This window comes from Zoogloea sp. GDB6 (assembly GCF_056724105.1).
The window spans coordinates 4,625,421-4,648,742 of sequence record NZ_CM161497.1 but is presented as its reverse complement, the minus strand read 5'-3'; the positions used below and the strand labels follow the sequence as shown (position 1 = coordinate 4,648,742).

21 protein-coding genes and 1 other RNA gene are annotated in these 23,322 nt (G+C 64.2%); 19 read left to right on the top strand and 3 right to left on the bottom strand.

Annotated elements, in window-relative coordinates; genetic code table 11:
- The first annotated feature begins 83 nt into the window (after positions 1-83).
- Positions 84-932, top strand: coding sequence for an EAL domain-containing protein (locus AC1PQG_RS21215; protein WP_481119728.1), 849 nt, complete (start codon positions 84-86; stop codon positions 930-932).
- A 25-nt stretch (positions 933-957) separates the two neighbouring features.
- Here AC1PQG_RS21215 and AC1PQG_RS21210 read toward each other — a convergent pair whose 3' ends face one another.
- From AC1PQG_RS21210 to AC1PQG_RS21200, 3 genes are all read right to left on the bottom strand, one after another.
- Complete coding sequence (locus tag AC1PQG_RS21210) at positions 958-1,686, bottom strand: DsbC family protein (RefSeq protein WP_481119727.1); 729 nt, start codon at positions 1,684-1,686, stop codon at positions 958-960.
- Positions 1,687-1,725: 39 nt separating this feature from the next.
- Entirely contained in the window at positions 1,726-2,889 is a 1,164-nt protein-coding gene (locus tag AC1PQG_RS21205; RefSeq protein ID WP_481119726.1) for a UbiH/UbiF family hydroxylase, read from the bottom strand.
- Between the two features lie 65 nt (positions 2,890-2,954).
- On the bottom strand, positions 2,955-3,335 hold the full coding sequence (locus AC1PQG_RS21200) for a hypothetical protein (RefSeq protein ID WP_481119725.1): 381 nt from the start codon (positions 3,333-3,335) through the stop codon (positions 2,955-2,957).
- Positions 3,336-4,189: 854 nt separating this feature from the next.
- On the opposite strand from AC1PQG_RS21200, the gene AC1PQG_RS21195 reads away from it, so the two are divergent.
- From AC1PQG_RS21195 to lpxC, 18 genes are all read left to right on the top strand, one after another.
- Positions 4,190-4,624: a hypothetical protein gene (locus tag AC1PQG_RS21195; protein ID WP_481119724.1), complete on the top strand. Its 435-nt coding sequence runs from the start codon at positions 4,190-4,192 to the stop codon at positions 4,622-4,624.
- A 43-nt stretch (positions 4,625-4,667) separates the two neighbouring features.
- Positions 4,668-5,053, top strand: an RNA gene (gene rnpB, locus AC1PQG_RS21190) — RNase P RNA component class A.
- Positions 5,054-5,387: 334 nt separating this feature from the next.
- The gene (gene mraZ, locus AC1PQG_RS21185; RefSeq protein WP_481115872.1) at positions 5,388-5,834 is read left to right on the top strand and encodes a division/cell wall cluster transcriptional repressor MraZ; all 447 of its coding nucleotides are present in this window, start codon (positions 5,388-5,390) and stop codon (positions 5,832-5,834) included.
- Positions 5,834-6,760, top strand: coding sequence for a 16S rRNA (cytosine(1402)-N(4))-methyltransferase RsmH (rsmH, locus tag AC1PQG_RS21180; protein ID WP_481119723.1), 927 nt, complete (start codon positions 5,834-5,836; stop codon positions 6,758-6,760). Before mraZ ends, rsmH begins: the two co-directional genes overlap by 1 nt.
- Before the next feature lies 1 nt (position 6,761).
- On the top strand, positions 6,762-7,028 hold the full coding sequence (ftsL, locus tag AC1PQG_RS21175; RefSeq protein ID WP_079436376.1) for a cell division protein FtsL: 267 nt from the start codon (positions 6,762-6,764) through the stop codon (positions 7,026-7,028).
- Positions 7,025-8,782, top strand: a complete 1,758-nt coding sequence (locus AC1PQG_RS21170) for a peptidoglycan D,D-transpeptidase FtsI family protein (RefSeq protein ID WP_481119722.1) — start codon at positions 7,025-7,027, stop codon at positions 8,780-8,782. The genes ftsL and AC1PQG_RS21170 overlap by 4 nt, the downstream gene beginning before the upstream one ends.
- Entirely contained in the window at positions 8,783-10,300 is a 1,518-nt protein-coding gene (locus AC1PQG_RS21165; RefSeq protein ID WP_481119721.1) for a UDP-N-acetylmuramoyl-L-alanyl-D-glutamate--2,6-diaminopimelate ligase, read from the top strand.
- On the top strand, positions 10,297-11,673 hold the full coding sequence (locus AC1PQG_RS21160; protein ID WP_481119720.1) for a UDP-N-acetylmuramoyl-tripeptide--D-alanyl-D-alanine ligase: 1,377 nt from the start codon (positions 10,297-10,299) through the stop codon (positions 11,671-11,673). The genes AC1PQG_RS21165 and AC1PQG_RS21160 overlap by 4 nt, the downstream gene beginning before the upstream one ends.
- Positions 11,674-11,733: 60 nt before the next feature.
- Complete coding sequence (gene mraY, locus AC1PQG_RS21155) at positions 11,734-12,822, top strand: phospho-N-acetylmuramoyl-pentapeptide-transferase (RefSeq protein ID WP_481119719.1); 1,089 nt, start codon at positions 11,734-11,736, stop codon at positions 12,820-12,822.
- A gap of 6 nt (positions 12,823-12,828) precedes the next feature.
- On the top strand, positions 12,829-14,220 hold the full coding sequence (gene murD, locus AC1PQG_RS21150; protein ID WP_481119718.1) for a UDP-N-acetylmuramoyl-L-alanine--D-glutamate ligase: 1,392 nt from the start codon (positions 12,829-12,831) through the stop codon (positions 14,218-14,220).
- The gene (ftsW, locus tag AC1PQG_RS21145; protein ID WP_481119717.1) at positions 14,217-15,452 is read left to right on the top strand and encodes a putative lipid II flippase FtsW; all 1,236 of its coding nucleotides are present in this window, start codon (positions 14,217-14,219) and stop codon (positions 15,450-15,452) included. The genes murD and ftsW overlap by 4 nt, the downstream gene beginning before the upstream one ends.
- Positions 15,452-16,510 (top strand): undecaprenyldiphospho-muramoylpentapeptide beta-N-acetylglucosaminyltransferase, encoded by a 1,059-nt coding sequence (gene murG / locus AC1PQG_RS21140; protein WP_481119716.1) that lies wholly within the window; start codon positions 15,452-15,454, stop codon positions 16,508-16,510. Before ftsW ends, murG begins: the two co-directional genes overlap by 1 nt.
- Positions 16,511-16,519: 9 nt before the next feature.
- Positions 16,520-17,914, top strand: coding sequence for a UDP-N-acetylmuramate--L-alanine ligase (gene murC / locus AC1PQG_RS21135; protein WP_481119715.1), 1,395 nt, complete (start codon positions 16,520-16,522; stop codon positions 17,912-17,914).
- Positions 17,915-17,930: 16 nt separating this feature from the next.
- Positions 17,931-18,845, top strand: a complete 915-nt coding sequence (locus tag AC1PQG_RS21130) for a D-alanine--D-alanine ligase (protein ID WP_481119714.1) — start codon at positions 17,931-17,933, stop codon at positions 18,843-18,845.
- A complete protein-coding gene (locus tag AC1PQG_RS21125; RefSeq protein WP_481119713.1) occupies positions 18,838-19,713 on the top strand; it encodes a cell division protein FtsQ/DivIB in 876 nt (291 codons plus the stop codon). Before AC1PQG_RS21130 ends, AC1PQG_RS21125 begins: the two co-directional genes overlap by 8 nt.
- A complete protein-coding gene (gene ftsA, locus AC1PQG_RS21120) occupies positions 19,710-20,939 on the top strand; it encodes a cell division protein FtsA (RefSeq protein WP_481115860.1) in 1,230 nt (409 codons plus the stop codon). The genes AC1PQG_RS21125 and ftsA overlap by 4 nt, the downstream gene beginning before the upstream one ends.
- A gap of 150 nt (positions 20,940-21,089) precedes the next feature.
- Positions 21,090-22,229 carry a cell division protein FtsZ gene (gene ftsZ, locus AC1PQG_RS21115; protein WP_481115859.1) on the top strand — a complete coding sequence of 380 codons (1,140 nt, stop codon included), beginning with the start codon at positions 21,090-21,092 and terminating at the stop codon, positions 22,227-22,229.
- Positions 22,230-22,397: 168 nt separating this feature from the next.
- Positions 22,398-23,315: a UDP-3-O-acyl-N-acetylglucosamine deacetylase gene (gene lpxC / locus AC1PQG_RS21110; RefSeq protein ID WP_481119712.1), complete on the top strand. Its 918-nt coding sequence runs from the start codon at positions 22,398-22,400 to the stop codon at positions 23,313-23,315.
- Positions 23,316-23,322 lie beyond the last annotated feature (7 nt).

Here is a 23,322-nt window from a genome sequence, read left to right as displayed (position 1 = left end):
GGCTGACATGGGGGGCGCCGGTATCTTGCTCCGGTTTGGAGCCGGCGTGCCGGCGCCGCAGGATTCATTCGCGGGAGAACATCGTGCCCCTCACAGAACTCGTCCATTACTTCAACAAACGCAACCAGCTGGCTTGCTCATCCGCACCGGAGCAGAGCTTTGTGATCGTCGATGGCCGGGTGCGGGCGCGCTTCGGCTCGATGCAGCTGGGTACGCTGTTTCAGCCGGTGATGGCGCGGGAGGGCGATGTAGTGCTCGGCCACGAGGCGCACCTGGAAGTGCTTGAGGGCCGTGCCGTCGGCCTGTCGCCGCAGGCGGTATTCCTCGATGCGCGTGACGATGCCGAGCTGGTGCATCTCGACCGGCTGGCGCGCACGCTGCATGCGCTGAATTTTCTGCAGGAGCGCCACCAGCATGGTGGTTTCCTGTCCCTCAACGTGCATCCCCAGCACCTGCGCACGGTCCGCGAGCACCACGGGCATGTCTTCGAGTCCATCCTGGCCCGTTGTGGCCTGACGCCGGAGCGCATCGTGCTGGAGGTGTCGGACGACGGTTTCGAAGCGCTGCCGGATTTGTTGCGCGCGATCTCCGGCTATCGGGAGCGGGGCTACCGGATCGCCATCGACAATTTCGGGCGTCACTCCTCGGATCTGGAGCGCCTGGAGGCGCTGGCGCCGGATGTGGTCAAGCTGGACCGCAGCCTGATCGGACATTCCGGCCATCTGAGCCTGGCCAGGAAGGTGATGAGCGATCTGGCCGTGGAGATCCGCCGCCTTGGGGCCCAGGTGGCGTGCCAGTGCATCGAGCATCCACTGCAGCTGGATGTGGCCCGGGATGCCGGCGTGGATTGGTTGCAGGGCTTTCTGTTCGGCCAGCCGTCGGCCAGCTGCCAGCCCATCGTCAGGCCGCGCCGCTCTCGCGCAGCGGCCTGACAACCGACCGGCTGGCTCAGCCTTCTTACTTGCCGCCGGCGGCCTGGGTCATCGCCTGTTCGAGCTGGGCGAGCGGGACGGCGCCGGGCAGGCGGTTGCCATCGGCGGTGAAGATGGTCGGAGTGCCGCTGACCTTCAGCTTCTGGCCGAGGGCCACATTGCGTTCGATGGCGCTGGTGTCGCAGTTCGCGGCGGCGGCGGGCGGTGCTTTGGCCGCGGTCATCCAGTCGTTCCATGCTCCGGCACGGTCCTTGGCGCACCAGATGTTCTTCGACTTCTCGGTGGAGTCGGGGCTGAGGATCGGGTAGAGGAAGGTGTAGACGGTGGCGTCCTTGAGACCCTGCATGTCCTTGGCGAGGCGCTTGCAATAGCCGCAGTTGGGATCTTCAAAGGTGGCAATGACGCGTTTGCCGTTGCCACGCACCTGTTTGATGGCGTGATCCAGCGGCAGGGTATTGAAATCGATCTTCATCAACTGGGCCATGCGAGCCTGGGTGATGTTCTTGCGTGTCTTGGCGTCGATCAGGCTGCCGTCGATGATGAAACTGACGCCTGAGTCGGTGTAAAGCAGTTCTCCAGACTTCAATACCACTTCGTACAGATTGCCGTAGGGGGTTTTCTTGACGCTGTCGACGGCCGGGGCGTTGAGGAAGCTCTCCAGGTTCTTCTTGACCGAGGCTTCGTCGGCTGCATGGGCGACACCTGCTGCGAGAAAAAGGGTGGCGAGCAGCGAGCGTACGAAGGGGAATTTCATCCAGGATCTCCAGAGACTACAGGTTCAGGGGCGGCGCGTTCAGAATCGGCCGGCGATGGCATAGCGCATCAGCGCATTGCGTACGACCGGCAGGCGGTTGGTGAGGTTCAGTCCGAAGTTGCGTAGCCCGGACAAAAGCGGGTCGGCGGGTTTGAATAGACGGTTGAGGCCGTGCGTGGTGTATTGCAGCAGGGCGGTTTCCTCGGCGCGGGCGCGGGCATAGGCACGCAGGAGCGACAGTTCGCCCGGATCCCGCCAAGCGGGCAGCGTGGCCAGTTGTTCGGCGAGGACGCGGGCGTCCTGGTAGCCGAGGTTGATGCCGTGCCCCGAGAGCGGATGGATCGCGTGGGCGGCGTCGCCGATGAGGGCCAGACGTGGCTGCACGACGGTTTCGACGCGCATCAGTCGCAGGGCGAAGGCGGCGGCCGGGGTGATCAGTTCGAGGGCGCCGAGGCGGTATCCACCTGCTTCGGCGACGCGGGCACACAACTCGGCTGGCGGCAGGCCGACCAATTCGTCGGCGAGGGCGTCCGGCGCAGACCATACCATCGACATCTGCTGCTCAGGCAGAGGGAGGTAAGCGAGGATGCCGTCCTTGCGGAACCACTGGAAGGCCGTGTTTCGGTGAGGTTTCTCGCAGCGAAAGTTGGCGACCACACCCTTTTCGCCATACGGGGTATTACGTGCTCCGATCGCGGCCGCCTGGCGGACCCACGAGTCCCGTCCGTCGGCGGCGACGATGAGGCGCGCTTCCAGGCGCCGTCCATCGGCCAGCGTCAGCCGGCCAGCATCTTCATCCATGGCTAGCGCAGAGGGTTCGGCAGGGCACAGTAGCGTGACGTTGTGCTGGCGTTTGACGGTTTCCCACAGTTCCAGCTGCATCAGGCTGGATTCGATGATCCAGGCCAGCTCGCGCAGGCCGCAGTCGTAGGCGGAAAGTTCCAGCTGCCCGCCGGCGTCACCGTGGATCTCCATGTCGTAGACCGGTGCAATGCGGCTGGTGTCCAGATGCGGCCAGATGCCGATGGCGGTCAGGAAGTCCACATTGCTGGGGCTGATCGCGTAGATGCGGGGGTCCCAGCCGGTAGGTCGATAGGGCGGGCGGGCTTCGACAATCCCAATCTTCAGGCTGCTGCTGCGCAATGCGGCGGCAAAGGCGGCACCGGCCAGTCCGGCGCCTACGACGAGTACATCGAATTTCATGCAAGGTTCTCCTGCGCCGGATTGTGCCGGACGGCGCAGGGGAAGTCATCCGTGGTGCGCTGCGATCAGCGCGGCGGCGGATAGCAGCAACTGGGGGCTGGATGGGGTCTGCCGATAGCCGCAGTCAGATAGCTGGTTGCCCTTGGCGTACTGCATTGCTGGTAAGTGATGTCGTAGCGGAGCTGGGTTTCAGCACCGGAATAATCCGCCTGGGAGGCGCAGCTGGCAGTACCGGCAACCCTGCTATAGGCTGCGCCGGTCGCCGCACCGTTGTGACCACCGCCAAGCGCACCGACTGTTGTGCCGACGGCTGTGCCCACGGCGGCGCTGTTGATCATGCTCTGGGTGGCCGATCTGCGGGCAGTGCCGATCGATTGCTCTGCAAAGGCGCGGCACTGCCGGTTCTCGACGACGAACAGGCCGAAAGGCTTGCCCGGCGCAGGCATGGCAGCGACGCGAGGGCCGCTCGGCAGGCTGGCGCAGGCGCTCAACAGAATGAGCGGGAGTCAGGCGTATGGGGTTTCATTGGGCGCCTCCAGAGGCCGCGTTGCCGGGCGGTGGCGAGGCCGGTGTGGCGCGCCAGCCTTCGGGGCAGCTCTGCACATAGGGGTAGTAGGTCTTGGCGCTGTTGCAGTAATACCAATTGCTCTGTGTCCCAGAGGCGCTCTGAGGGCCGGTCGGAGGGGTGGCGGGTACGCTACGCCACCCTTCTGAGCAGCTTTGTACATAGGGATAGTACGCGTTGGCGCTGTCGCAGTAATACCAGTTCTGCGCCGCGGGCTGCGGCGCCGGTTGGGCCACTGCTGGCTCGGGGGCTTGCTGGACGACCACCGGAGGGTATGGATAGACCGGCTGTGGGTAGAATAGCCAAGTTGCGCCGGCGACCCACCACCAGCCCAAATTCCCATTGTGGTAGCCGTGATGCCAGTATCCGGGGTTGCCTATCGGCCCACGATGGCCGGGAAAGCCGCCTGGCCCTCTGCCATGGCCATGCGGTCCATCAGCGCTGGCCGGATAGGTTGTGAGCAGCCCGGTGCCCGCGAGGAAGGCGAGTGCCACGCAATGGATGAGTCGTGTTGTCATATTGTTAGACTCCGGAACGGAACGCTCTCATTGCAGCACCGGGGCGACGGCGGGGCGTGTGGGCAGCGATTACATGAGTAAGCGAATGCAACTGAAGCCGGCTTTTGCAATATTTGCTGACAAGTCCGCCTGGATCTTGAATGCACCTGCCGCAGTGTGTGGTGCTGTAACTGTTGGCGTGGGACGATAGACCTCATTGTGTACTACGGTAACAGTCATGGATGTAAGAAAACTCGCGGTGATGCTGTGTGTGCTAATCCTGCTGGCTGTCGGCGCTGTGTTGTATTTCCAGGTGCGCACTCCGGACGACGGGATGCGCCCCAAGGGCAACCCGGAGATCGTCAAGCAGATCGAGGCGCGCCATGGCGCTGCGCTGAGGGCTGTCGGTGTCCGCAGCCTTGGGGTGGATCCCCGGAACAGCGAGGACGTAGTGGTGGTATTGGCTGGTGGAGGGCATTTGGGGCGCAAGGTTGCCGGGCGCTTGCCGGGACTTGTCAGCAGCGCTGCTTGCGGCAGGCTGGAAGTCGGGATTTCTGTGGGTGATTCGCTGACGGCTTGGGGGAGTATGGACGACCCGGCGTTCATGTCCCGTCTGGATTGTGTGGTTGGTAAGGTGGTCGAACAAGCGGCCGAGTTGCGCGATCCAGGGTGATTTTCGGGCACGGGCAGGGGCAACCCGCTATACTGCGCGCCGGGAAGTTCGCCAGGCAATCGCGGTGTTCGTGCATCGAGGAAAGTCCGGGCCCCATAGAGCAGGATGCCGGCTAACGGCCGGGCGCCATAGCCTTCGGGTGAAAGCGACGGAAAGTGCAACAGAGAGTAGACCGCCGATGGCTCTTCGGAGATCAGGTAAGGGTGAAACGGTGGGGTAAGAGCCCACCGCGGCACTGGTGACAGTGACGGCACGGTAAACCCCATCCGGGGCAAGGCCAAATAGGGGGACGTTGACGCTGCTCGCGGAGTCCCCGGGTAGGCTGCTAGAGCGGCGCGGCAACGCGTCGACCAGAGGAATGATTGCCCGGCGACCGGATCATCCGATTCAGTCGCTCGACAAAACCCGGCTTATCGGCGGGCTTCCCCCACATTCTCGGTTTCCCCACTTTTTTCCACCTGCGGAGGCTTTGCGGCCTGTCCGCAGTGGAGTGGTGTTCTATTTCACCTTCTTTTTCCTTGCCGGGCGGCGTCCGACGGACGGTGCAATTGATCCAGCACTTTTGCATTCCTTCTCATGGGCATTGATTTATAAGCGGATTTGCTTTACGCCTTTCTTAACTGTAAGTGCTTGTGTCAAAAAGAAATTTACGTGGCGGTCAAGTTGACCGAGTATTTCTTTTCCTCTAAAGTGGGGCGAAGTGGATGAAAGTGGGAAAAAGTGAGTTTTTCCGGTTCGTCCGAGTGGAGAAGTGGGGGAAGTGATGTTTCAAGGCGCTGCAGCGCTCAGTCTCGATGCGAAGGGTCGCTTGGCGATTCCGGCGCGGCATCGGGACGTGCTGACGAAGCTCGCCGAGAATCAACTCGTTCTCACTGCTCATCCCCATCGTTGCCTGCTGATCTATCCGGCGCCGGCCTGGTTGCCGATCCGTGACAAGGTGTTAGCCGGCTCCAGCCTCGATCAGCATTCCGCCCTCCTCAAGCGTCTCCTCGTCGGCTTTGCCCGTGACGAGGAGGTGGATTCGGCAGGGCGTGTGCTCATCGCGCCGGAGTTGCGGGCCTTCGCTCAACTGGAAAAACAGGTGCATCTGGTGGGGCAGGGCGATCACTTCGAGCTTTGGTCGGATGCCGGATGGCAGAAGCAGCAGGAGGCGATCTTTGCCTTGGGCGAACAGCTCATGCCTGCCGGTTGGGAAACTTTGCCGCTGTGATGAATACACCGCATATCACGGTGCTACTGAATGAAGCAGTGGCAGCCCTGGCTATCAAATCGGACGGCGTCTACGTGGACGGCACCTTCGGGCGGGGCGGGCACAGCCGTGAAATCCTGGCCCGTCTAGGGCCGCAGGGAAGGCTGATCGCGTTCGACCGGGATCCGGTAGCGATTGCCGCCGGGCAGGCAGTTACGGATCCGCGCTTCGAACTGGTGCATGCACCTTTCTCGGACTTTGCTGAGGCCCTGGCCGAGCGGGGCATCGAGCGGGTGGATGGGGTTCTGCTGGACCTGGGGGTGTCGTCCCCCCAGCTGGACGAGGCTGAGCGGGGCATGAGCTTCCGTTTCGATGCGCCGCTCGACATGCGAATGGATACGACCCGCGGGGTGACCGCCGCGGAATGGCTGGCGGAAGCGCCTATTGCTGACATCACCCGCGTACTGAGGGAATACGGTGAAGAACGGTTTGCTTATGAGATTGCAAAGGCGATTGCAGCTGCTCGGGCAGGGGGGGCTGTTGCAACCACGGGACAGCTTGCCGCGATCGTGGAGAAAGCGGTCCGCACACGCGAGCCGGGCCAGCACCCCGCGACGCGCACCTTCCAGGCTCTACGGATTTGTGTCAATCAAGAGCTCGAGGAACTGGCGCTGATCCTTCCGCAGGTTGTTGCAAGGCTGGCTGTGGGAGGCCGCCTTGTGGTGATCAGCTTTCACTCGCTCGAGGATCGCATCGTCAAACGCTTCATGCGGGACGAATCGCGTCCGCCGCAGCTTCCCGCCCGCCTGCCGGTTCGAGCGGCCGATCTGCCGAAGCCGAAGTTGGCGCTGGTGGGTAAGCCCGTTTGGCCGTCTGATGCTGAGGTGGCAGCCAATCCGCGTTCGCGCAGTGCCGTGATGCGCATCGCCGAGCGGCTGGAGGCCTGAGATGGCACGCCTCAACGGGTTCCTCCTGATGCTGGTGGTGGCCAGCAGCCTCGGTGTCGTGGCTTCGCAGCATCAGGCCCGAAAGCTGTATGCCGCCGTGGAACGGGAGCAGCAGCGTTCCAGCCAGCTGGAAGTCGAGTGGGGGCAGCTCCAACTGGAGCAGAGCACCTGGGCCGCCCACGCCCGTATCGAAAAACTCGCTCGCGAAAAACTCGCGATGCGCCCGCCTCAGTCTGGGCAGATCATTGCCATCGAGGAGCGGCCATGACCAAGGCCAAGAAGGGCGTCACCTTCAATCACAATCCTCTCCTGCGGTCCGAGTTGCCGGCTTGGCGCCCGCGTTTCGTGCTGCTGTGCCTGCTCGGTGGCTCGTTGGCGTTGATCGGTCGGGCGGCTTACCTGCAGGGCGTCAATGACCAGTTCCTTCAGGCTAAGGGCGAGTCCCGCTACGCTCGTCTGCTGGGCGTGCCGGCGACCCGTGGCAAGATCACCGACCGCCAGGGCGATGTGCTGGCGGTATCTTCGCCGGTCAAATCGATCTGGGCGATCCCCGAGGATGCCCGTCTCAGCCCAGCCCAGACGCGTCAGTTGGCCGGCTTGCTGGAAATGGACGTCAACGAGGTTAACCAGAAGCTGGCGGTGGACAAGGAGTTCGTCTATCTGAAGCGTCAGGTTTCGCCGGAGTTGGCGGACCACATTGCTGCGCTGAAGCTGCCGGGCATCCACGACCAGCGGGAGTACCGCCGCTTCTATCCTGGTGGCGAGGTTACGGCCCACATGCTGGGCTTCACCGGAGTCGACGACAAGGGGCAGGAAGGCATCGAACTGGCTTATGAATCGGCGCTGGCCGGCAAGCCTGGTTCCCGTCGGGTGGTCAAGGACCGGCGTGGCAATGTGGTCGAGGACGTGCAGTCCATCCGTCCGCCGCAGGACGGTAAGGAAGTGGCGCTGGCGCTCGACAACAAGATCCAGTACCTGGCCCACGCGGCACTGAAGCAGGCCATCACCGACAACAAGGCCAAGGCCGGCGGCGTGGTGGTGCTCGATGCAAAGACCGGAGAGATTCTGGCGCTGGCCAATGCGCCGACCTTCAATCCGAACAACCGGGTCCACCTCACCGGTGATCAGCTGCGAAACCGGGCCCTGACCGACACCTACGAGCCGGGCTCGACGATGAAGCCCTTTACGGCGGCTCTGGCCCTCGAGAACGGCAAGTTCACGTCAAACACCATCATCAATTGTGCGCCGGGCCGGATGACCATCGGTACGGCGACGATTTCCGATGCCCACCCTCATGGTGCCCTGACGGTGGCCCAGGTGATCCAGAAGTCGTCGAATATCGGCGCCGCCAAGATGGCGCTGACCTTCCAGCCCGAAGTGATGTGGAAGATGTTCGACAACCTCGGCTTCGGTTCGCCGCTGAAGCTCGGCTTCCCGGGCGAGGTCGGTGGACGGTTGCGTCCGGCCAAGAGCTGGCGTCCGATCGAGCAGGCCACGATGTCCTATGGCCACGGCATCTCGGTGAGCCTGATGCAGATGGCCAATGCCTACCAGGTGTTTGCCCGCGACGGTGACATGGTGCCCTTATCCCTGTCGCGTCTGGATGCACCCCCGCTGCATGGTACGCAGGTGTTTTCCCCGCAGACGGCCCGTGAAGTGCGCCAGATGCTCGAAATGGTGGTCCAGCCGGGAGGGACCGCCACCCAGGCCAATATTCCGGGCTACCGCGTTGGCGGCAAGACCGGTACGGCCATGAAGCTGGTCGGCGGCCGCTATGCGCTCAAGTACGTGGCGTCCTTCGTCGGCATCGCGCCGATTTCTGATCCGCGGCTGATCGTCGCGGTGATGATCGACGAGCCGACGGGCGGCAAGCACTACGGCGGTGACGTCGCGGGTCCGGTTTTCGCGCAGGTGATGGGCGGTGCCCTGAGAACGCTCGGCGTGCCGGCCGATGCGCCCTTGAAACCCTTGCAGGTTGCCCGTCAGGGCGCCACGTCCGCCGCTTCCGGGGAGTCCATGTAGATGCAGTTGCCTCAGCAGAAGGCGCGCGCCATTCTCGATGCCTTGGCCAAGGCCGGTGTGGCCGTGTCGCGCTTGTGCGTCGATTCACGCCAGGTGCGTCCTGGTGATGTCTTCCTGGCCCATCCGGGGCATCGGGTGGACGGGCGGCGCTTCATCAAGGATGCCGTCAATGCAGGCGCTGCGGCTGTATTGTGGGAGCGCAATGGCTACGTCTGGGATGCCGACCTGAAGCTTGCAAATCTGGCAGTGGACGGCCTTGCGACGCTGTCCGGTTATCTGGCCGATGAAGTTTTCGGACGCCCGTCGGAAGCCTTGTGGCTGGTCGGCGTGACCGGCACCAATGGCAAAACGTCCGTGAGCCAGTGGTTAACCCGTGCCTTTGCGGCCCTCGGCCGCAAGTGTGGGGTGGTCGGGACACTGGGCATCGGCTTTCCCGGTGCGCTGTCGGCCAGTCTCAACACCACGCCGGACAGCCTGACCCTGCATCGCACGCTGGCCGAATTCCGTGCCGCCGATGCCCAGGCCGTGGCCATGGAGGTGTCCTCTATCGGGCTCGACCAGGGGCGTCTCAACGGGCTGCGCTTCGATGTGGCGGTGTTTACCAACCTGACCCGCGATCACCTCGACTACCACGGCAGCATGGAAAACTATGCGGCTGCCAAGGCTCGCCTGTTCGACATGCCCGGGCTGCGCTCGGTGGTGCTCAACCTGGACGACCGTTTCGGCATGGAGCAAGCCCGTCGCCTGGCGGGGCATGGGCTCGAGGTGATCGGTTATACGCTCATCGCCAGCAATGCCGATGCGGCGCCGGTCAATCGTGTGTTGATTGCCGACAAGCTCACCACGACGGCCGCCGGGATGCGGTTCACCGCTCGTTGCGGCAATGAGTCCGCTGATCTTTACCCCAATCTGGTCGGACAGTTCAACGTATCCAATTTGCTGGCTGTCATCGGCACGCTGATGGCGTCCGGCTTCACGTTGGACGATGCAGCTTCGGTGGCTGAGGGGCTGACGCCGCCGCAGGGCCGCATGCAGACCCTGGGGGGCGTCTGCGACCCGTTGGTGGTGGTGGATTACGCCCATTCGCCGGATGCCCTCGAACAGGTGTTGCGCGCCGTGCGCGCGACCGTTACCGCGCGTGGCGGGCGCATGACCTGCGTGTTCGGCTGTGGCGGTGACCGCGACCCCGGCAAACGACCGATCATGGGCGAGTTGGCTGCGCGTCTTGCTGACCGGGTCATGCTGACCAGCGACAATCCGCGCAGTGAGGACCCGCTGGTGATCCTGCAGCAGATCGCTGTGGCGACCAGCGGCCCCCAGGTGGAGATCGTTCCCGACCGCGCTGAGGCGATCCGCAAGGCCATCCTGTCCGCCGCCGCCGACGACGTGATCGTGGTGGCCGGCAAGGGGCATGAGCCTTATCAGGAAATCAAGGGTGTGCGTTACCCATTCTCCGACGTGGAGCAGGCCAGGGGCGCGTTGCAAGCCTGGAACGATGCTCAGGGAGATCTGTTGTGATGGATATTCAGGAAGCCGCGCTGGCTACGGCGGGTACGGCGGTGGGTGGGAATGCCGTTTTTTCGTCCGTGAGCACCGACTCCCGCGCGATCCAGCCGGGGCAGCTGTTCGTGGCCCTGCGTGGCGAGCGTTTCGATGCGCACGCCTTCGTGTCTGCAGTGGCGGCGCAAGGCGCTGTGGCCGCAATGGTGGACCGCGCTTGGGCAGCGGCCAATCCGGTGCCGCTGCCGCTGGTGATCGTCGACGACACGCGCCTGGGGCTCGGCCGCCTGGCCGCGAGTTGGCGCAGCCGTTTCGAATTGCCGCTGATCGGTGTGACCGGTAGCAACGGCAAGACCACCGTCAAGGAAATGTGTGCGGCGATCCTGCGCGAGCAGACGCGTCGCGACGGCTTCGACCCGGACCTCGCCGTGCTGGCCACCAAAGGCAACCTCAACAACGACATCGGGCTCCCGCTGATGCTGCTGCGCCTGTCGGGTAACCACCGGGCGGCGGTCATCGAGATGGGCATGAACCATCCAGGCGAGATCGACTACCTGACCCATCTGGCACGGCCGACCGTGGCGTTGGTGAACAATGCCCAGCGCGCGCACCTGGAGGGCATGGGCAATCTCAAGGAGGTCGCCCGTGAAAAGGGGGCGATCTACAACGGCCTGGCGTCGGACGGTATCGCGGTGATCAATGCCGACGACGCCTTCGCGGGCCTCTGGCAAGGTCTCAACGAAGGGCGCCGGACGCTCACTTTCGGCCTGAAGGCGGCGGCCGACGTCACGGCGCACAGCACTTGCCACGGTTTTGCCAGTGATGTCGTGTTGAATGCCCCTCAGGGCGAAGTCCGTTTCCGCCTGCAAGTGCCAGGCGAGCATAACGTGCGCAATGCGCTGGCGGCTGCGGCAGCCTGTCTGGCCGCGGGGGTGTCCCTCGACGCGGTGGCCGAAGGACTGGCTGGATTCACCGGCACGCCGGGGCGCCTGCATCTGTGCAAGGGCCTCAACGGCGCGGTGGTCATCGACGACAGCTACAACGCCAACCCCGACTCGATGCGTGCCGGCATCGCAGTGCTGGCTGCAACCCCGGGCCGCAAGATCCTGGTGATCGGCGACATGGGGGAGATCGGCGAGCAGAGTTTCCAGTACCACGACGAGATCGGCGGCTACGCGAAGAGCGAAGGCGTCGATTTCCTGTTCGGGCTGGGTGAGATGAGCGAGATTGCGGCACGCAATTTCGGCGAAGGCGGTTTCCATTTCAGCAAGCTCGACGACCTCGTCGCGGTGCTGAAGCAGGAGCTCAATGCAGATACGGTGGTGCTCGTGAAAGGTTCCCGCTTCATGAAGATGGAACGGGTCGTGAACGCCATCGCGGAGAAGGTTTGATGATTTTTTGCAGTACAAGGGTGGGCAGTCCGGTTTCCTTCGTGAGCGGGGAGGCTTGGAATGCTGCTTGAACTGGCCCTGTGGCTGGGCAAGGATGCCCGTTTCTTCAATGTGTTCGGCTACATCACACTGCGCACGGTGCTGGCTGCCGGTACGGCGCTGGTGCTGTCGCTCGTCTTCGGTCCGCCGGTGATCCGCTGGCTGGCTGCCAAAAAGATCGGCCAGGCGGTGCGTGATGACGGACCCAAATCCCACCTGACCAAGGCCGGCACGCCCACCATGGGCGGTGCGCTGATCCTCATTGCCATCGCCATCACCACGCTGCTGTGGGGTGACCTGCGCAACAAATACGTGTGGGTGGTGCTCTTTGTGACCCTCGGCTTCGGCGCTGTGGGCTGGGTCGATGATTGGCGCAAGGTGGTCTATCGTGACCCGAAGGGGTTGGCGAGCCGTTGGAAATATTTCTGGACCTCCGCTATCGCACTGGCGGCGGCCATGTTTCTCGGTCTGACCGCCACGCTGCCGGCCCAGATCGAGCTGATCGTGCCTTTCTTCAAAACCGTAGCCTATCCGCTCGGTGTGATCGGCTTCATCATCCTGAGCTACTTCGTCATCAACGGCACCAGCCACTCGGTGAACCTCACCGACGGCCTTGACGGTCTGGCGATCATGCCGACCGTGATGGTCAGCTCGGCGCTGGCGATCTTCGCCTACGTGGCAGGCCACACGGGCTTCTCCAAGTATCTCGGGGTCCCCTACATCCCGGGCGCCGGTGAACTGGCGGTGATCTGCGGTGCGATCGCCGGTGCCGGTCTTGGCTTCCTGTGGTTCAACGCCTACCCGGCTGAGGTCTTCATGGGCGACGTCGGCGCACTGGCCCTTGGCGCGGCGATGGGCACCATCGCGGTGATCGTCCGCCAGGAGATCGTGCTGTTCATCATGGGCGGCCTGTTCGTCGCCGAGGCCTTGTCGGTGATGGTGCAGGTGCTGTACTTCAAGTACTCCGGCGGCAAGCGCATCTTCCGCATGGCGCCGCTGCACCACCACTACGAGCTCGGTGGCTGGAAGGAAACCCAGGTGGTCGTGCGTTTCTGGATCATCACGATCATGCTCGTGCTGTTCGGCCTGTCCTCCCTCAAGCTGCGGTAAGCCGACATGAGCACTGCCCAAATCACCCTCGTTCTCGGCCTCGGTGAGTCCGGTCTGGCGATGGCCCGCTGGCTGGCCCGGGTGGGGGGCGCGCTGCGGGTAGCGGACTCCCGTTCACAGCCGCCCGGTGTGGATCGCCTGCGTGGCGAGGTGCCGGAAGCGGAGATCGTCACCGGTCCGTTCGAACTGGGTCTGCTCGATGGTGTGGACCGCATCGCGATCAGTCCAGGTGTCGACCCGCGCCAGACCCTAGTGCAGATGGCCCGCCAGCGCGGCATCCCGGTCGTCGGTGAGATGGACTTGCTGGTCCAGGCCCTCGAGGCCCTCGGCGTGCGTGAGCAGACGAAGATCATTGCCATCACCGGCACCAATGGCAAGACCACCACCACCACGCTGGCCGGCGAGATGGTGCAGGCCTGCGGTGTGGATGGCGTGGTCGCCGGCAACATCAGCCCGGCGGCGCTGGATGTATTGATGGATCGCCAGGCCGCCGGCCAGGCGCTGCCCGCGGTGTGGGTGCTGGAGCTGTCGAGCTTCCAGCTGGAAACCTCGCCGGCGCTGGACGCCGTGTCGGCCACGGTGCTCAACGTGACCGACGATCACCTGGACCGCTACGACGGGCTGGACGACTACGCGTCCACCAAGGCCGCCGTCTTCCAGGGAAATGGCGTGCAGGTCCTGAACCGGGAAGATGCCCGCGTGGCGGCGATGGCGCTGCCGGGGCGGCGCGTGTTCACCTTCGGCGTCGATGCGCCGGCCGGCGCCGATGATTTCGGCGTGGTGCAGGCCGCCGACGGCGAATGGCTTGCGCGTGGTGCCGAGCGCCTGCTGCCGCGTTCCGAACTGAAGCTGGCGGGCAGCCACAACGTTGCCAACGCGCTGGCCGCGCTAGCCTTGTGCGAGGCTGCCGGTCTGCCGCGGCCCGCCCTGCTGGCGGCACTGAAGACATTTCGTGGACTGCCGCACCGGGTCGAGCAGGTTGCCGAGCGGGATGACGGCGTGACCTATTACGACGACTCCAAGGGCACCAACGTCGGCGCGACGGTTGCCGCGCTGGAAGGCCTGCACCGCAAGGTGGTGCTGATCGTCGGCGGCGATGGCAAGGGCCAGGATTTCTCGCCGTTGAAGGACGCCTTCAGCCGCTATGCCCGTGCAGTGGTATTGATTGGCCGCGACGCGCGAACCATCGAAGCTGCGGTGGTTGGTTGCGGTGTGCCGCTGATCCACGCCGTGGATATGGACGCGGCGGTGCTGGACGCCGACGCCCGCGCCGAAGCCGGCGATGTGGTGTTGCTGTCGCCGGCCTGCGCCAGCCTCGACATGTTCCGCAACTATGCCCACCGCGCCCAGGTTTTCATCGACGCGGTGAAACGTCTGCCCGGAGTGCGTGCCGTATGAAACTCGCTGCCCGCCTGTCCGATTTCTGGGCCCGTCATGCCGGCGACAACGGCTCGCTGGTGACCGGTCGTGCGGTCCATCGCCTGATGCGTCCGCTCAGCCAGCCGCGCGAGCTCGACCCGGCACTGATCTGGTCGTCGGCGGCGCTGTTGCTGATGGGGCTGGTGATGGTGTTTTCGGCGTCCATCGCGACGGCGGAAGGCAGCCGCATGTTCGGCCACCAGCCGGCCTATTTCCTGATCCGCCATGCGGTCTTTCTGACCATCGGCCTGATCGCTGGGGTGATGGTCTTCCAGATCCCGATGCGGGCTTGGCAGGAGATGGCGCCATTGCTCTTTATCGCCGGCGTGGTGTTGCTGCTGATCGTGCTGATCCCCCACGTGGGGCGGGATGTGAACGGTGCCCGGCGCTGGTTGCCGCTGGGGGTCGTCAATCTGCAGCCATCCGAGTTGATGAAGCTGTTTGCCGCCCTGTATGCGGCGGATTACACGGCCCGCAAGCTGCCCTTGATGGGCAGCTTCAAGCAGGGCTTCCTGCCGATGGCCGGGGTGATCCTGTTCGTTGGTTTCCTGCTGCTGAAGGAGCCGGACTTCGGTGCCTTCGTCGTGATTACTGCGATCGCCTTCGGCGTGCTCTTTCTGGGCGGCATCAACGTCCGCCTGTTCGCGCTGCTGGCCGTGGTGGCGGCGGTGGGCTTCGTGCTGCTGATCACCTTCTCCGAATATCGCCGCCAGCGCATCCTCGGTTTCATGGACCCCTGGCAGGATGCCTACGGCAAGGGCTACCAGCTGTCCCACGCGCTGATCGCCTTCGGGCGCGGCGAGTGGTTCGGCGTCGGCCTCGGTGGCAGCATCGAAAAACTCTTCTACCTGCCGGAAGCCCATACCGACTTCCTGCTCGCGGTGATTGCCGAAGAGCTCGGCTTTGCCGGCGTGGTGACGGTCATCGTGCTGTTCGCGATCCTGATCCAGCGCGCCTTCGCGATCGGTCGCCAGGCGGTGGTGCTGGAGCGCAACTACGCGGCGCTGGTGGCGCAGGGGATTGCCATCTGGTTCGGCGTGCAGTCCTTCATCAATATGGGCGTGAACATGGGCCTGCTGCCCACCAAGGGTCTGACTCTGCCGATGATGAGTTTCGGCGGCTCCGGCATTCTCGCCAACTGCGTGGCCATCGCGATCCTGCTGCGGATCGATTGGGAGAACCGCCAGATCATGCGTGGAGGCAAGGCCTGATGCCGACGCTGATGGTCATGGCCGGCGGTACCGGCGGCCACATCTACCCCGGTCTGGCCGTTGCGGACGCCTTGCGCGCACGCGGCTGGAAGGTGGTATGGATGGGCAATCCGGAGGGCATGGAAGCGCGCATCGTGCCGGCCAGCGGTTACGACATGGCCTGGGTGCGCTTCTCGGCTCTGCGTGGCAAAGGCGTGCTGCGCAAGCTGCTGCTGCCGTTCAACCTGTTGCGTGGTTTCGCCCAGGCCCTCGGCCAGATCCGTCGCGTCAAGCCGGATGTGGTGCTAGGCATGGGCGGCTACGTGACCTTCCCCGGCGGCATGATGGCGGCGCTGCTCGGCCGGCCGGTGGTCGTGCATGAGCAGAATTCCGTTGCGGGCCTGGCCAACCGCGTGTTGGCAGGTGTTGCCGACAAGGTGGTGACCGGCTTTCCTGGCGTGCTGAAGAAGGGCGAGTGGGCCGGTAACCCGGTGCGTGCCGAGATCACCGCGGTAGCGCCGCCAGCCGCGCGCTTTGCCGGCCGAAGCGGTCCGCTGCGGGTGCTGGTGGTTGGTGGCAGTCTCGGCGCAGCGGCTCTCAATGACGCGATGCCGAAGGCACTGGCGCTGCTGGCACCGGAGCAACGGCCGTTGATCACTCATCAAGCCGGCGCCAAGCAGATTGATGCGCTGCGCGCGGCCTATCAGGCCGCTGGTGTGGAAGGTGAGTTGCTGCCCTTCATCGACGATATGGCGGCGCGCTATGCCAATGCCGACCTGGTGATCTGCCGTTCCGGCGCGCTGACCGTCGCCGAGCTGGCGGCCGTCGGTGTGGCCAGCGTGCTGGTGCCTTTCCCCCACGCGGTGGATGACCACCAGACCGGCAACGCCCGTTTCCTCGCCGATGCCGGTGCGGCGGTGCTGTTGCCGCAAACCGAACTGACACCGCAGCGCCTAGCCGCGCTGCTGCAGGAGATGGATCGCGAGCGCCTGCTGACGATGGCCGACAAGGCCCGCGGGTGTGCCAAGCCGGAAGCGACGGCCCGTGTGGCGGACGTCTGCGCCGGTCTCGCCGGCTAAAGGAAGAACGTGAAACACAAAGTCAAAAGCATTCATTTCGTCGGAATTGGCGGCGCTGGCATGAGCGGCATCGCCGAGGTGCTGCTCAATCTCGGTTACGAGGTCAGCGGCTCCGACCTGGGCGACAACGTGGCGACCCGCCGCCTGCAGGCTCTGGGCGCCCGCGTGGTGCAGGGGCATGCCGCCGAGAACGTCGCCGAGGCCGACGCAGTGGTGACCTCCACCGCCGTCAAGGGCGACAACCCGGAAGTCATCGCCGCCCGCAACCGTGGTATTCCGGTGGTGCCGCGAGCCCAGATGCTGGCCGAGCTGATGCGCCTCAAGCAGGGCATCGCCATCGCTGGCACCCACGGTAAGACTACGACCACCTCGCTGGTGGCGAGCATTCTTGCCGAGGGCGGGCTGGATCCGACCTTCGTGATCGGCGGCAAGCTCAACGCCGCCGGTGCAAATGCGCGCCTCGGCAAGGGCGATTTCCTGGTCGCCGAAGCAGACGAGTCGGATGCGTCCTTCCTGCTGCTGACGCCGGTGATCTCGGTGGTCACCAACATCGACGCCGACCACATGGAAACCTACGGCCACGATTTCGCGCGGCTCAAGCAATCCTTCGTGGATTTCCTGCAGCACCTGCCCTTCTATGGCGTGGCGGTGCTGTGCGACGACGACAAGCATGTGCGCTCCATCGTGCCGCTGGTGTCCAAGCAGATCGTCCGTTACGGCTTCTCCGAGTCGGCCCACGTGCATGCGGAGAACATCCATGCGGTGGACGGCAAGATGACGTTCGACGTGCTGCGTCGCCACGGGGAATTCGAGCCCCTGCACGTGGTGCTCAACCTGCCGGGTCGTCACAACGTGCTCAATGCGCTGGCGGCTATCGCGGTGGCGACCGAGGTTGGCGTGTCCGACGAGGCTATCGTGAAGGCCCTGGCCGAGTTCAAGGGCGTCGGCCGGCGCTTCCAGCGCTACGGCGAGGTGGCGCTGCCGAGCGGCGGCGCGATTACCGTCATCGACGACTACGGTCACCATCCGGTGGAAATGGCGGCGACCATCGCTGCTGCCCGCGGTGCCTTCCCGCACAAGCGCCTGATGCTGGCCTTCCAGCCGCATCGCTACACGCGCACACGGGATTGCTTCGAAGATTTCGTGAAGGTCTTGTCCACCGTCGATGCATTGCTGCTCGGCGATGTCTACGCCGCTGGCGAGGCGCCCATCGTGGCGGCCGACGGCCGTTCGCTGGCGCGGGCGCTGCGCGTGGCGGGCAAGATTGAGCCGGTGTTCGTCGAGAACATCGAAGACATGCCGACGGCCATCCTGGCCGCGGCGCAGGACGGGGACGTGGTGATCACGATGGGCGCCGGCAGCATCGGCGCCGTACCCGGCAAACTGGTGAGTGGTGGAGTCTAATAAGGTGGCAACTGAGGTGAGCAGTCGATTCGGAAAAGTGGCGGTCCTGCTGGGCGGGACGTCCGCTGAACGGGAGATTTCCCTGATGTCGGGTGGCGCCGTGCTGGCGGCGCTGCAGGGCGCGGGCGTGGATGCTCATGCCTTCGATCCGGCCGAGCGGGATCTGCACATTCTCAAGGAAGAGGGGTTCGACCGTGTCTTCATCGCGCTGCACGGGCGCGGTGGCGAAGACGGCACGGTGCAGGGGGCCCTCGAACTGATGGGCATTCCCTATACCGGCAGCGGCGTGATGGCCTCGGCCATCGCCATGGACAAGTGGCGCACCAAGCTGGTGTGGCTGGCCAGTGGCCTGCCGACGCCGCGCTTCGCAATCCTCGACGAGAAGACGGACTGGGATGCGGTGGTGGCTCGGCTTGGCCTGCCGATCTTCGTCAAGCCGGTGCATGAAGGTTCCAGCATGGGCGCTGCCAAGGTCACCGAGGCGGGCCAGTTGAAGGCGGCCTGGGAACTGGCGGCCAGGTACGATTCGCTCGTGCTGGCGGAGGAGTTCGTGACCGGCCAGGAGCTGACCGCGCCCTTCCTCGGCGATCAGGCCCTGCCGCTGGTGCGCATCGTCGCGCCGGGTGGCAACTACGATTACCAGCACAAGTACTTCACCGACGACACCCAGTACTTCTGCCCGAGCGGTCTGCCGGAGGCCCTTGAGGCGGAGATCAAGGCGGCCGTCGTGCGCTGCGCGCAGGTGCTGGGCTGCCGCGGCTGGGGCCGCGCCGATCTGATCCTGCGGGACGACGGCAGTTTCACGTTGCTTGAGATCAACACTGCGCCAGGTATGACCAACCACTCGCTGGTGCCGATGTCGGCCCGCGTGTCCGGTCTGTCCTTCGAGGCCCTGTGTCTGGAAATCCTTGCCGGAGCGCGTCTTGGCTGACCAGCGCACCACCTCCAACGTTCCGCCGCCAGGGGGAGGCAAGGCCGCCCCGGCGAAGCGTGCGCGCGCCGCGCGCCCGGCTCGGGACGCGGGAGGGAACGGGCTGTGGGATCGTCCACAGCTCCTCAATCTCATTTCCGATGTGCTGATGGTGTTCGGTGCGGCGGGCCTCGGCTATGCGGCGGTGGCGGCGATTTCGCGCCTGCCGGTGTACCCGCTGCGTGAGGTGGTGGTGATGACGCCGCTGGCCCAGGTCACTACGGCCCAGCTGGAATATGCAGCACGTTCGTCCCTGCGTGGGAATTTCTTCACGGTAGATCTGGATGATGTGCGTGGGGCATTCGAGAAGCTGCCGTGGGTGCGGCGCGCCGATGTGCGCCGGCACTGGCCGGGCGGTATCGAAGTGCGTCTCGAGGAGCACGTTGCATCAGCCTACTGGAGAGTGGGCGAAACCGGTGACATGCGCCTGGTGAATCGCTACGGTGAAGTGTTCTCGGCGGCCAGCAATGCGCGTATGCCGATCTTCAGCGGACCGGAGGGCTCGTCCGGGGCGCTGCTGACCAAGTTCGACGAATTTACCCGCAAGCTCGGCCCGCTTGGCAAGCAACTCGTCGGCGTCTCCCTGTCGGCCCGGGAGGCCTGGCAGCTGAAGATGGACGATGGCCTCACCATTGAGCTCGGACACGACCAGCCGAAGGCGCCGATCGATGAGCGCCTGGCCCGCTTCGTGAAGTATTACCCCAGCGCCAAGGCGCAAGTGAACATGAATGTGGCGGTAGTGGATCTCCGCTACCCCAGTGGTTTTGCCCTCCGGCCGATACCGCCTGCTGTGGCGGCGGGCAAGCAAGAAAGCAAAGGTAAGCGATGAGCAAGGAATATAAGGAACTGATCGTCGGCCTCGATATCGGTACATCCAAGATCACCTGTGTGGTGGCTGAACTCAAGCCGGACGGCCGTATGGACGTGATCGGCCTCGGCACGCAGCCGTCCTCGGGCCTGAAGAAGGGCGTGGTGGTGAATATCGAGGCTACCGTCGATGCGATCTCGCGGGTCATCCAGGAGGTCGAGTTGATGGCCGAATGCAAGATCCGCGACGTGTATACCGGTATCGCCGGTAGTCACATCCGTAGCTTCAACTCCAACGGCATGGTAGCGATCAAGGACAAGGAAGTCTCGCCGATCGACGTCGAACGGGTCATCGAGACTGCCCGCGCGATGCCACTGCCGGCCGACCAGCAGATCCTGCATATCCTGACGCAGGAATTCATCATCGACGGCCAAGATGGCGTGCGCGAACCGATCGGCATGAGCGGCGTGCGTCTGGAAGTGAAGGTGCACATCGTCACCGGTGCGGTGTCGGCGGCCCAGAACATCGTCAAGTGCGTGCGCCGCTGTGGCCTTGAGGTGCTCGACCTTGTCCTGCAGCCGCTGGCCTCCAGCTACGCCACTTTGTCGGAAGACGAGAAGGAGTTGGGCGTGTGTCTGGTGGACATCGGCGGTGGCACCACCGATCTGGCCGTGTTCACGCAGGGCGCGATCCGCCATACCGCGGTGATTCCCATTGCCGGCGATCAGGTCACAAACGATATCGCGATGGCGCTGCGTACGCCGACCGCCGAGGCAGAGGAAATCAAGATCCGCCACGGTGTGGCGATGCATACGCTGGCCGATGCCTCCGAGATGATCGAGGTGCCGGGTGTCGGTGATCGGCCGCCGCGCAAGCTGTCCCGCCAGGCTCTGGCCGATGTGATCGAGCCGCGGGTGTGTGAACTGTACGAACTGGTCCAGGCCGAACTGCGCCGCTCGGGCTACGAGGAGCTGCTGTCCTCGGGCATCGTGTTGGCCGGCGGTGCCGCCGTCATGCAGGGCATGGTCGAACTGGGCGAGGAGATTTTCCACATGCCGGTACGGATCGGCTATCCGAAATACGACGGTGCGCTGGCCGACGTGGTTTGCGAGCCGCGCTATGCCAATGCGATGGGGCTGGTGATGGAGGGCGCCGCGCAGAAGCGGCGGGGCATTCAGGCGCGTCAGACGCGCAATGTGGGGCAGGTGTTTTCGCGGATGAAGTCTTGGTTTGAGCGCAATTTCTGAGGGCCATGGGGCCCGCCGGGTGAAATCATTGCAATTGGATAACAGTGTGCGAGCGGCCCTTATTTAGCTGTAAAATTTGCGGTTATCACTAAATATGGGGCCGGTTGCGCAGTGGCACGATCAGCGCAGTATCTCTTGGAGGCGAGGTAAATGTTTGAAATTGTTGAAAAGGCTGCTGGCGGCACGAACATCAAGGTGATTGGTGTCGGTGGCGCTGGTGGTAACGCGGTCGATCATATGATCCGCGAAGGGGTGCAGGGTGTCGATTTCATCGCCGCCAACACCGATGCCCAGGCCCTGACTCGTTGTCTGGCGCACACCAAGGTCCAGCTCGGTAAGAGTGGTCTGGGTGCCGGCGCGAAGCCTGAGGCCGGTCGTGCCGCGGCCCAGGAGTCCCGCGACGCCATCGCGGCAGCACTGGAGGGGGCGCACATGTGCTTCATCACTGCCGGCATGGGTGGTGGTACGGGGACGGGCGCCGCACCGGTGGTGGCCGAGATCGCCAAGGAAATGGGCATCCTGACCGTGGCCGTGGTGACCAAGCCTTTCGACTTCGAGAACCGCATCCGCGTCGCCGAGAGTGGCGTGGAGGAGCTGTCCAAGCAGGTGGATTCGCTGATCGTGGTGCTGAACGACAAGCTGCTCGAAGTCTATGGCGACGATGCCAGCTTCGAGGAGTGCTTCCGCTCCGCCGACAACGTGCTGACCTGCGCAGTCGGCGGCATCGCCGAGATCATCAACGTGCATGGCCTGGTGAATGTGGACTTCCAGGACGTGCGTACTGCGATGGCCGAAATGGGCCGCGCGATGATGGGTTCTGCCGAAGCGTCCGGTCTCGATCGTGCCCGTATTGCTGCTGAACAGGCTGCTGTATCGCCGCTGCTGGAAGGTACCGAACTGGCTGGAGCTCGTTGCGTGCTGATCAACATCACCGCCAACCGCAGCCTGAAGATGGCTGAAGTCCGTGATGCCGTGCGCACCGTGCAGGCCTTCGCTGCTCAGGAGGCCTTCGTCAAGTACGGTACGGTCTTCGACGAGGACATGGAAGATCGTATCCGTGTCACCGTCGTCGCCACCGGCCTTGGCGTGGTGCGAGCTGCGGCGGCGCGCAAGCCGGAAATGCAGGTGATCCGCACCGGTACGGACAACGTCGGCATGGAGGTGGATTACGGCAACCTCGAACTCCCGGCTGTGATCCGTCGCACGTCCCGTACGACGGTCGAGGCCATGAGCGCCAACGGTATGTCCACGCTGGATATCCCGGCTTTCCTGCGCAAGCAGGCGGACTGACCCGCAAAGAGCCGCCCCTCGTGGTGGCTTAGACAAACGCGCAGTGGGACGTTGCCTCCGTCCGCTGCGCGTTTGTCATTTGGGGGTCGAGTGGTCTACGCTTGATGCTGCGGTGCGGCAAGGGTGGTGTGTTAAAATTCAATGAGTTGAATGCGAGGCCGGATCATCATGTTGAAGCAGAGAACCCTGAAAACCCTCGTCAGCGCTACCGGTGTGGGGCTTCACAGCGGCAACAAGGTCTCGCTCACGCTGCGTCCTGCGGCGCCGGATACTGGCATCGTGTTCCATCGCGTCGACCTCGATCCGGTCGTGGATCTGCCGGCCGACCCCTATGCCGTGTGCGATACGCGCATGTGCTCGGGTCTGCAGAAGGATGGTGCGAAGGTCAATACCGTCGAACACCTGATGTCCGCGCTAGCCGGGCTAGGCGTCGATAACGCGCACATCGACGTGGACGCGGCGGAAATTCCCATTCTCGATGGTAGCGCCGGCCCGTTCGTGTTCCTGATCCAGTCCGCCGGTATCGAGGAGCAGGAGGCGCCCAAACGTTTCCTGCGGGTCGTCAAGCCGGTCGAGTACGTGGAGGGGGACAAATGGGTGCGCCTGGAACCCTACGACGGCTTCAAGCTGAGTTTCTCCATCCTGTTCAACCACCCGGCCATCGACAGCACTGGAACATCCGTAACCGTAGATTTCGCCGAGCACTCCTATGTGCGTGAAGTCGCCCGCGCCCGCACCTTCGGCTTCATGCAGGACGTGGAGTTCATGCGCGCTAACGGTCTTGGTCTGGGCGGGAGCCTCGATAACGCGATCGTGATGGACGAATACCGCGTGCTGAATGCTGACGGCTTGCGCTATGCGGACGAGTTCGTGAAACACAAGGTGCTCGATGCGATCGGCGACCTCTACCTTGCCGGCCACTCCCTGCTGGCGAGCTACAGTGCCTACAAGTCTGGGCACGCGCTGAACAACCAGATTCTGCGCGTGCTTCTGGAAGACTGCAGCGCCTGGGAAATCGTCACCTTCGAGGAGGACGCCAAGACGCCGCCGGCGGTGGCGCAACTCTTCGACCTTGCCAGCGTCTGAGGCGTGC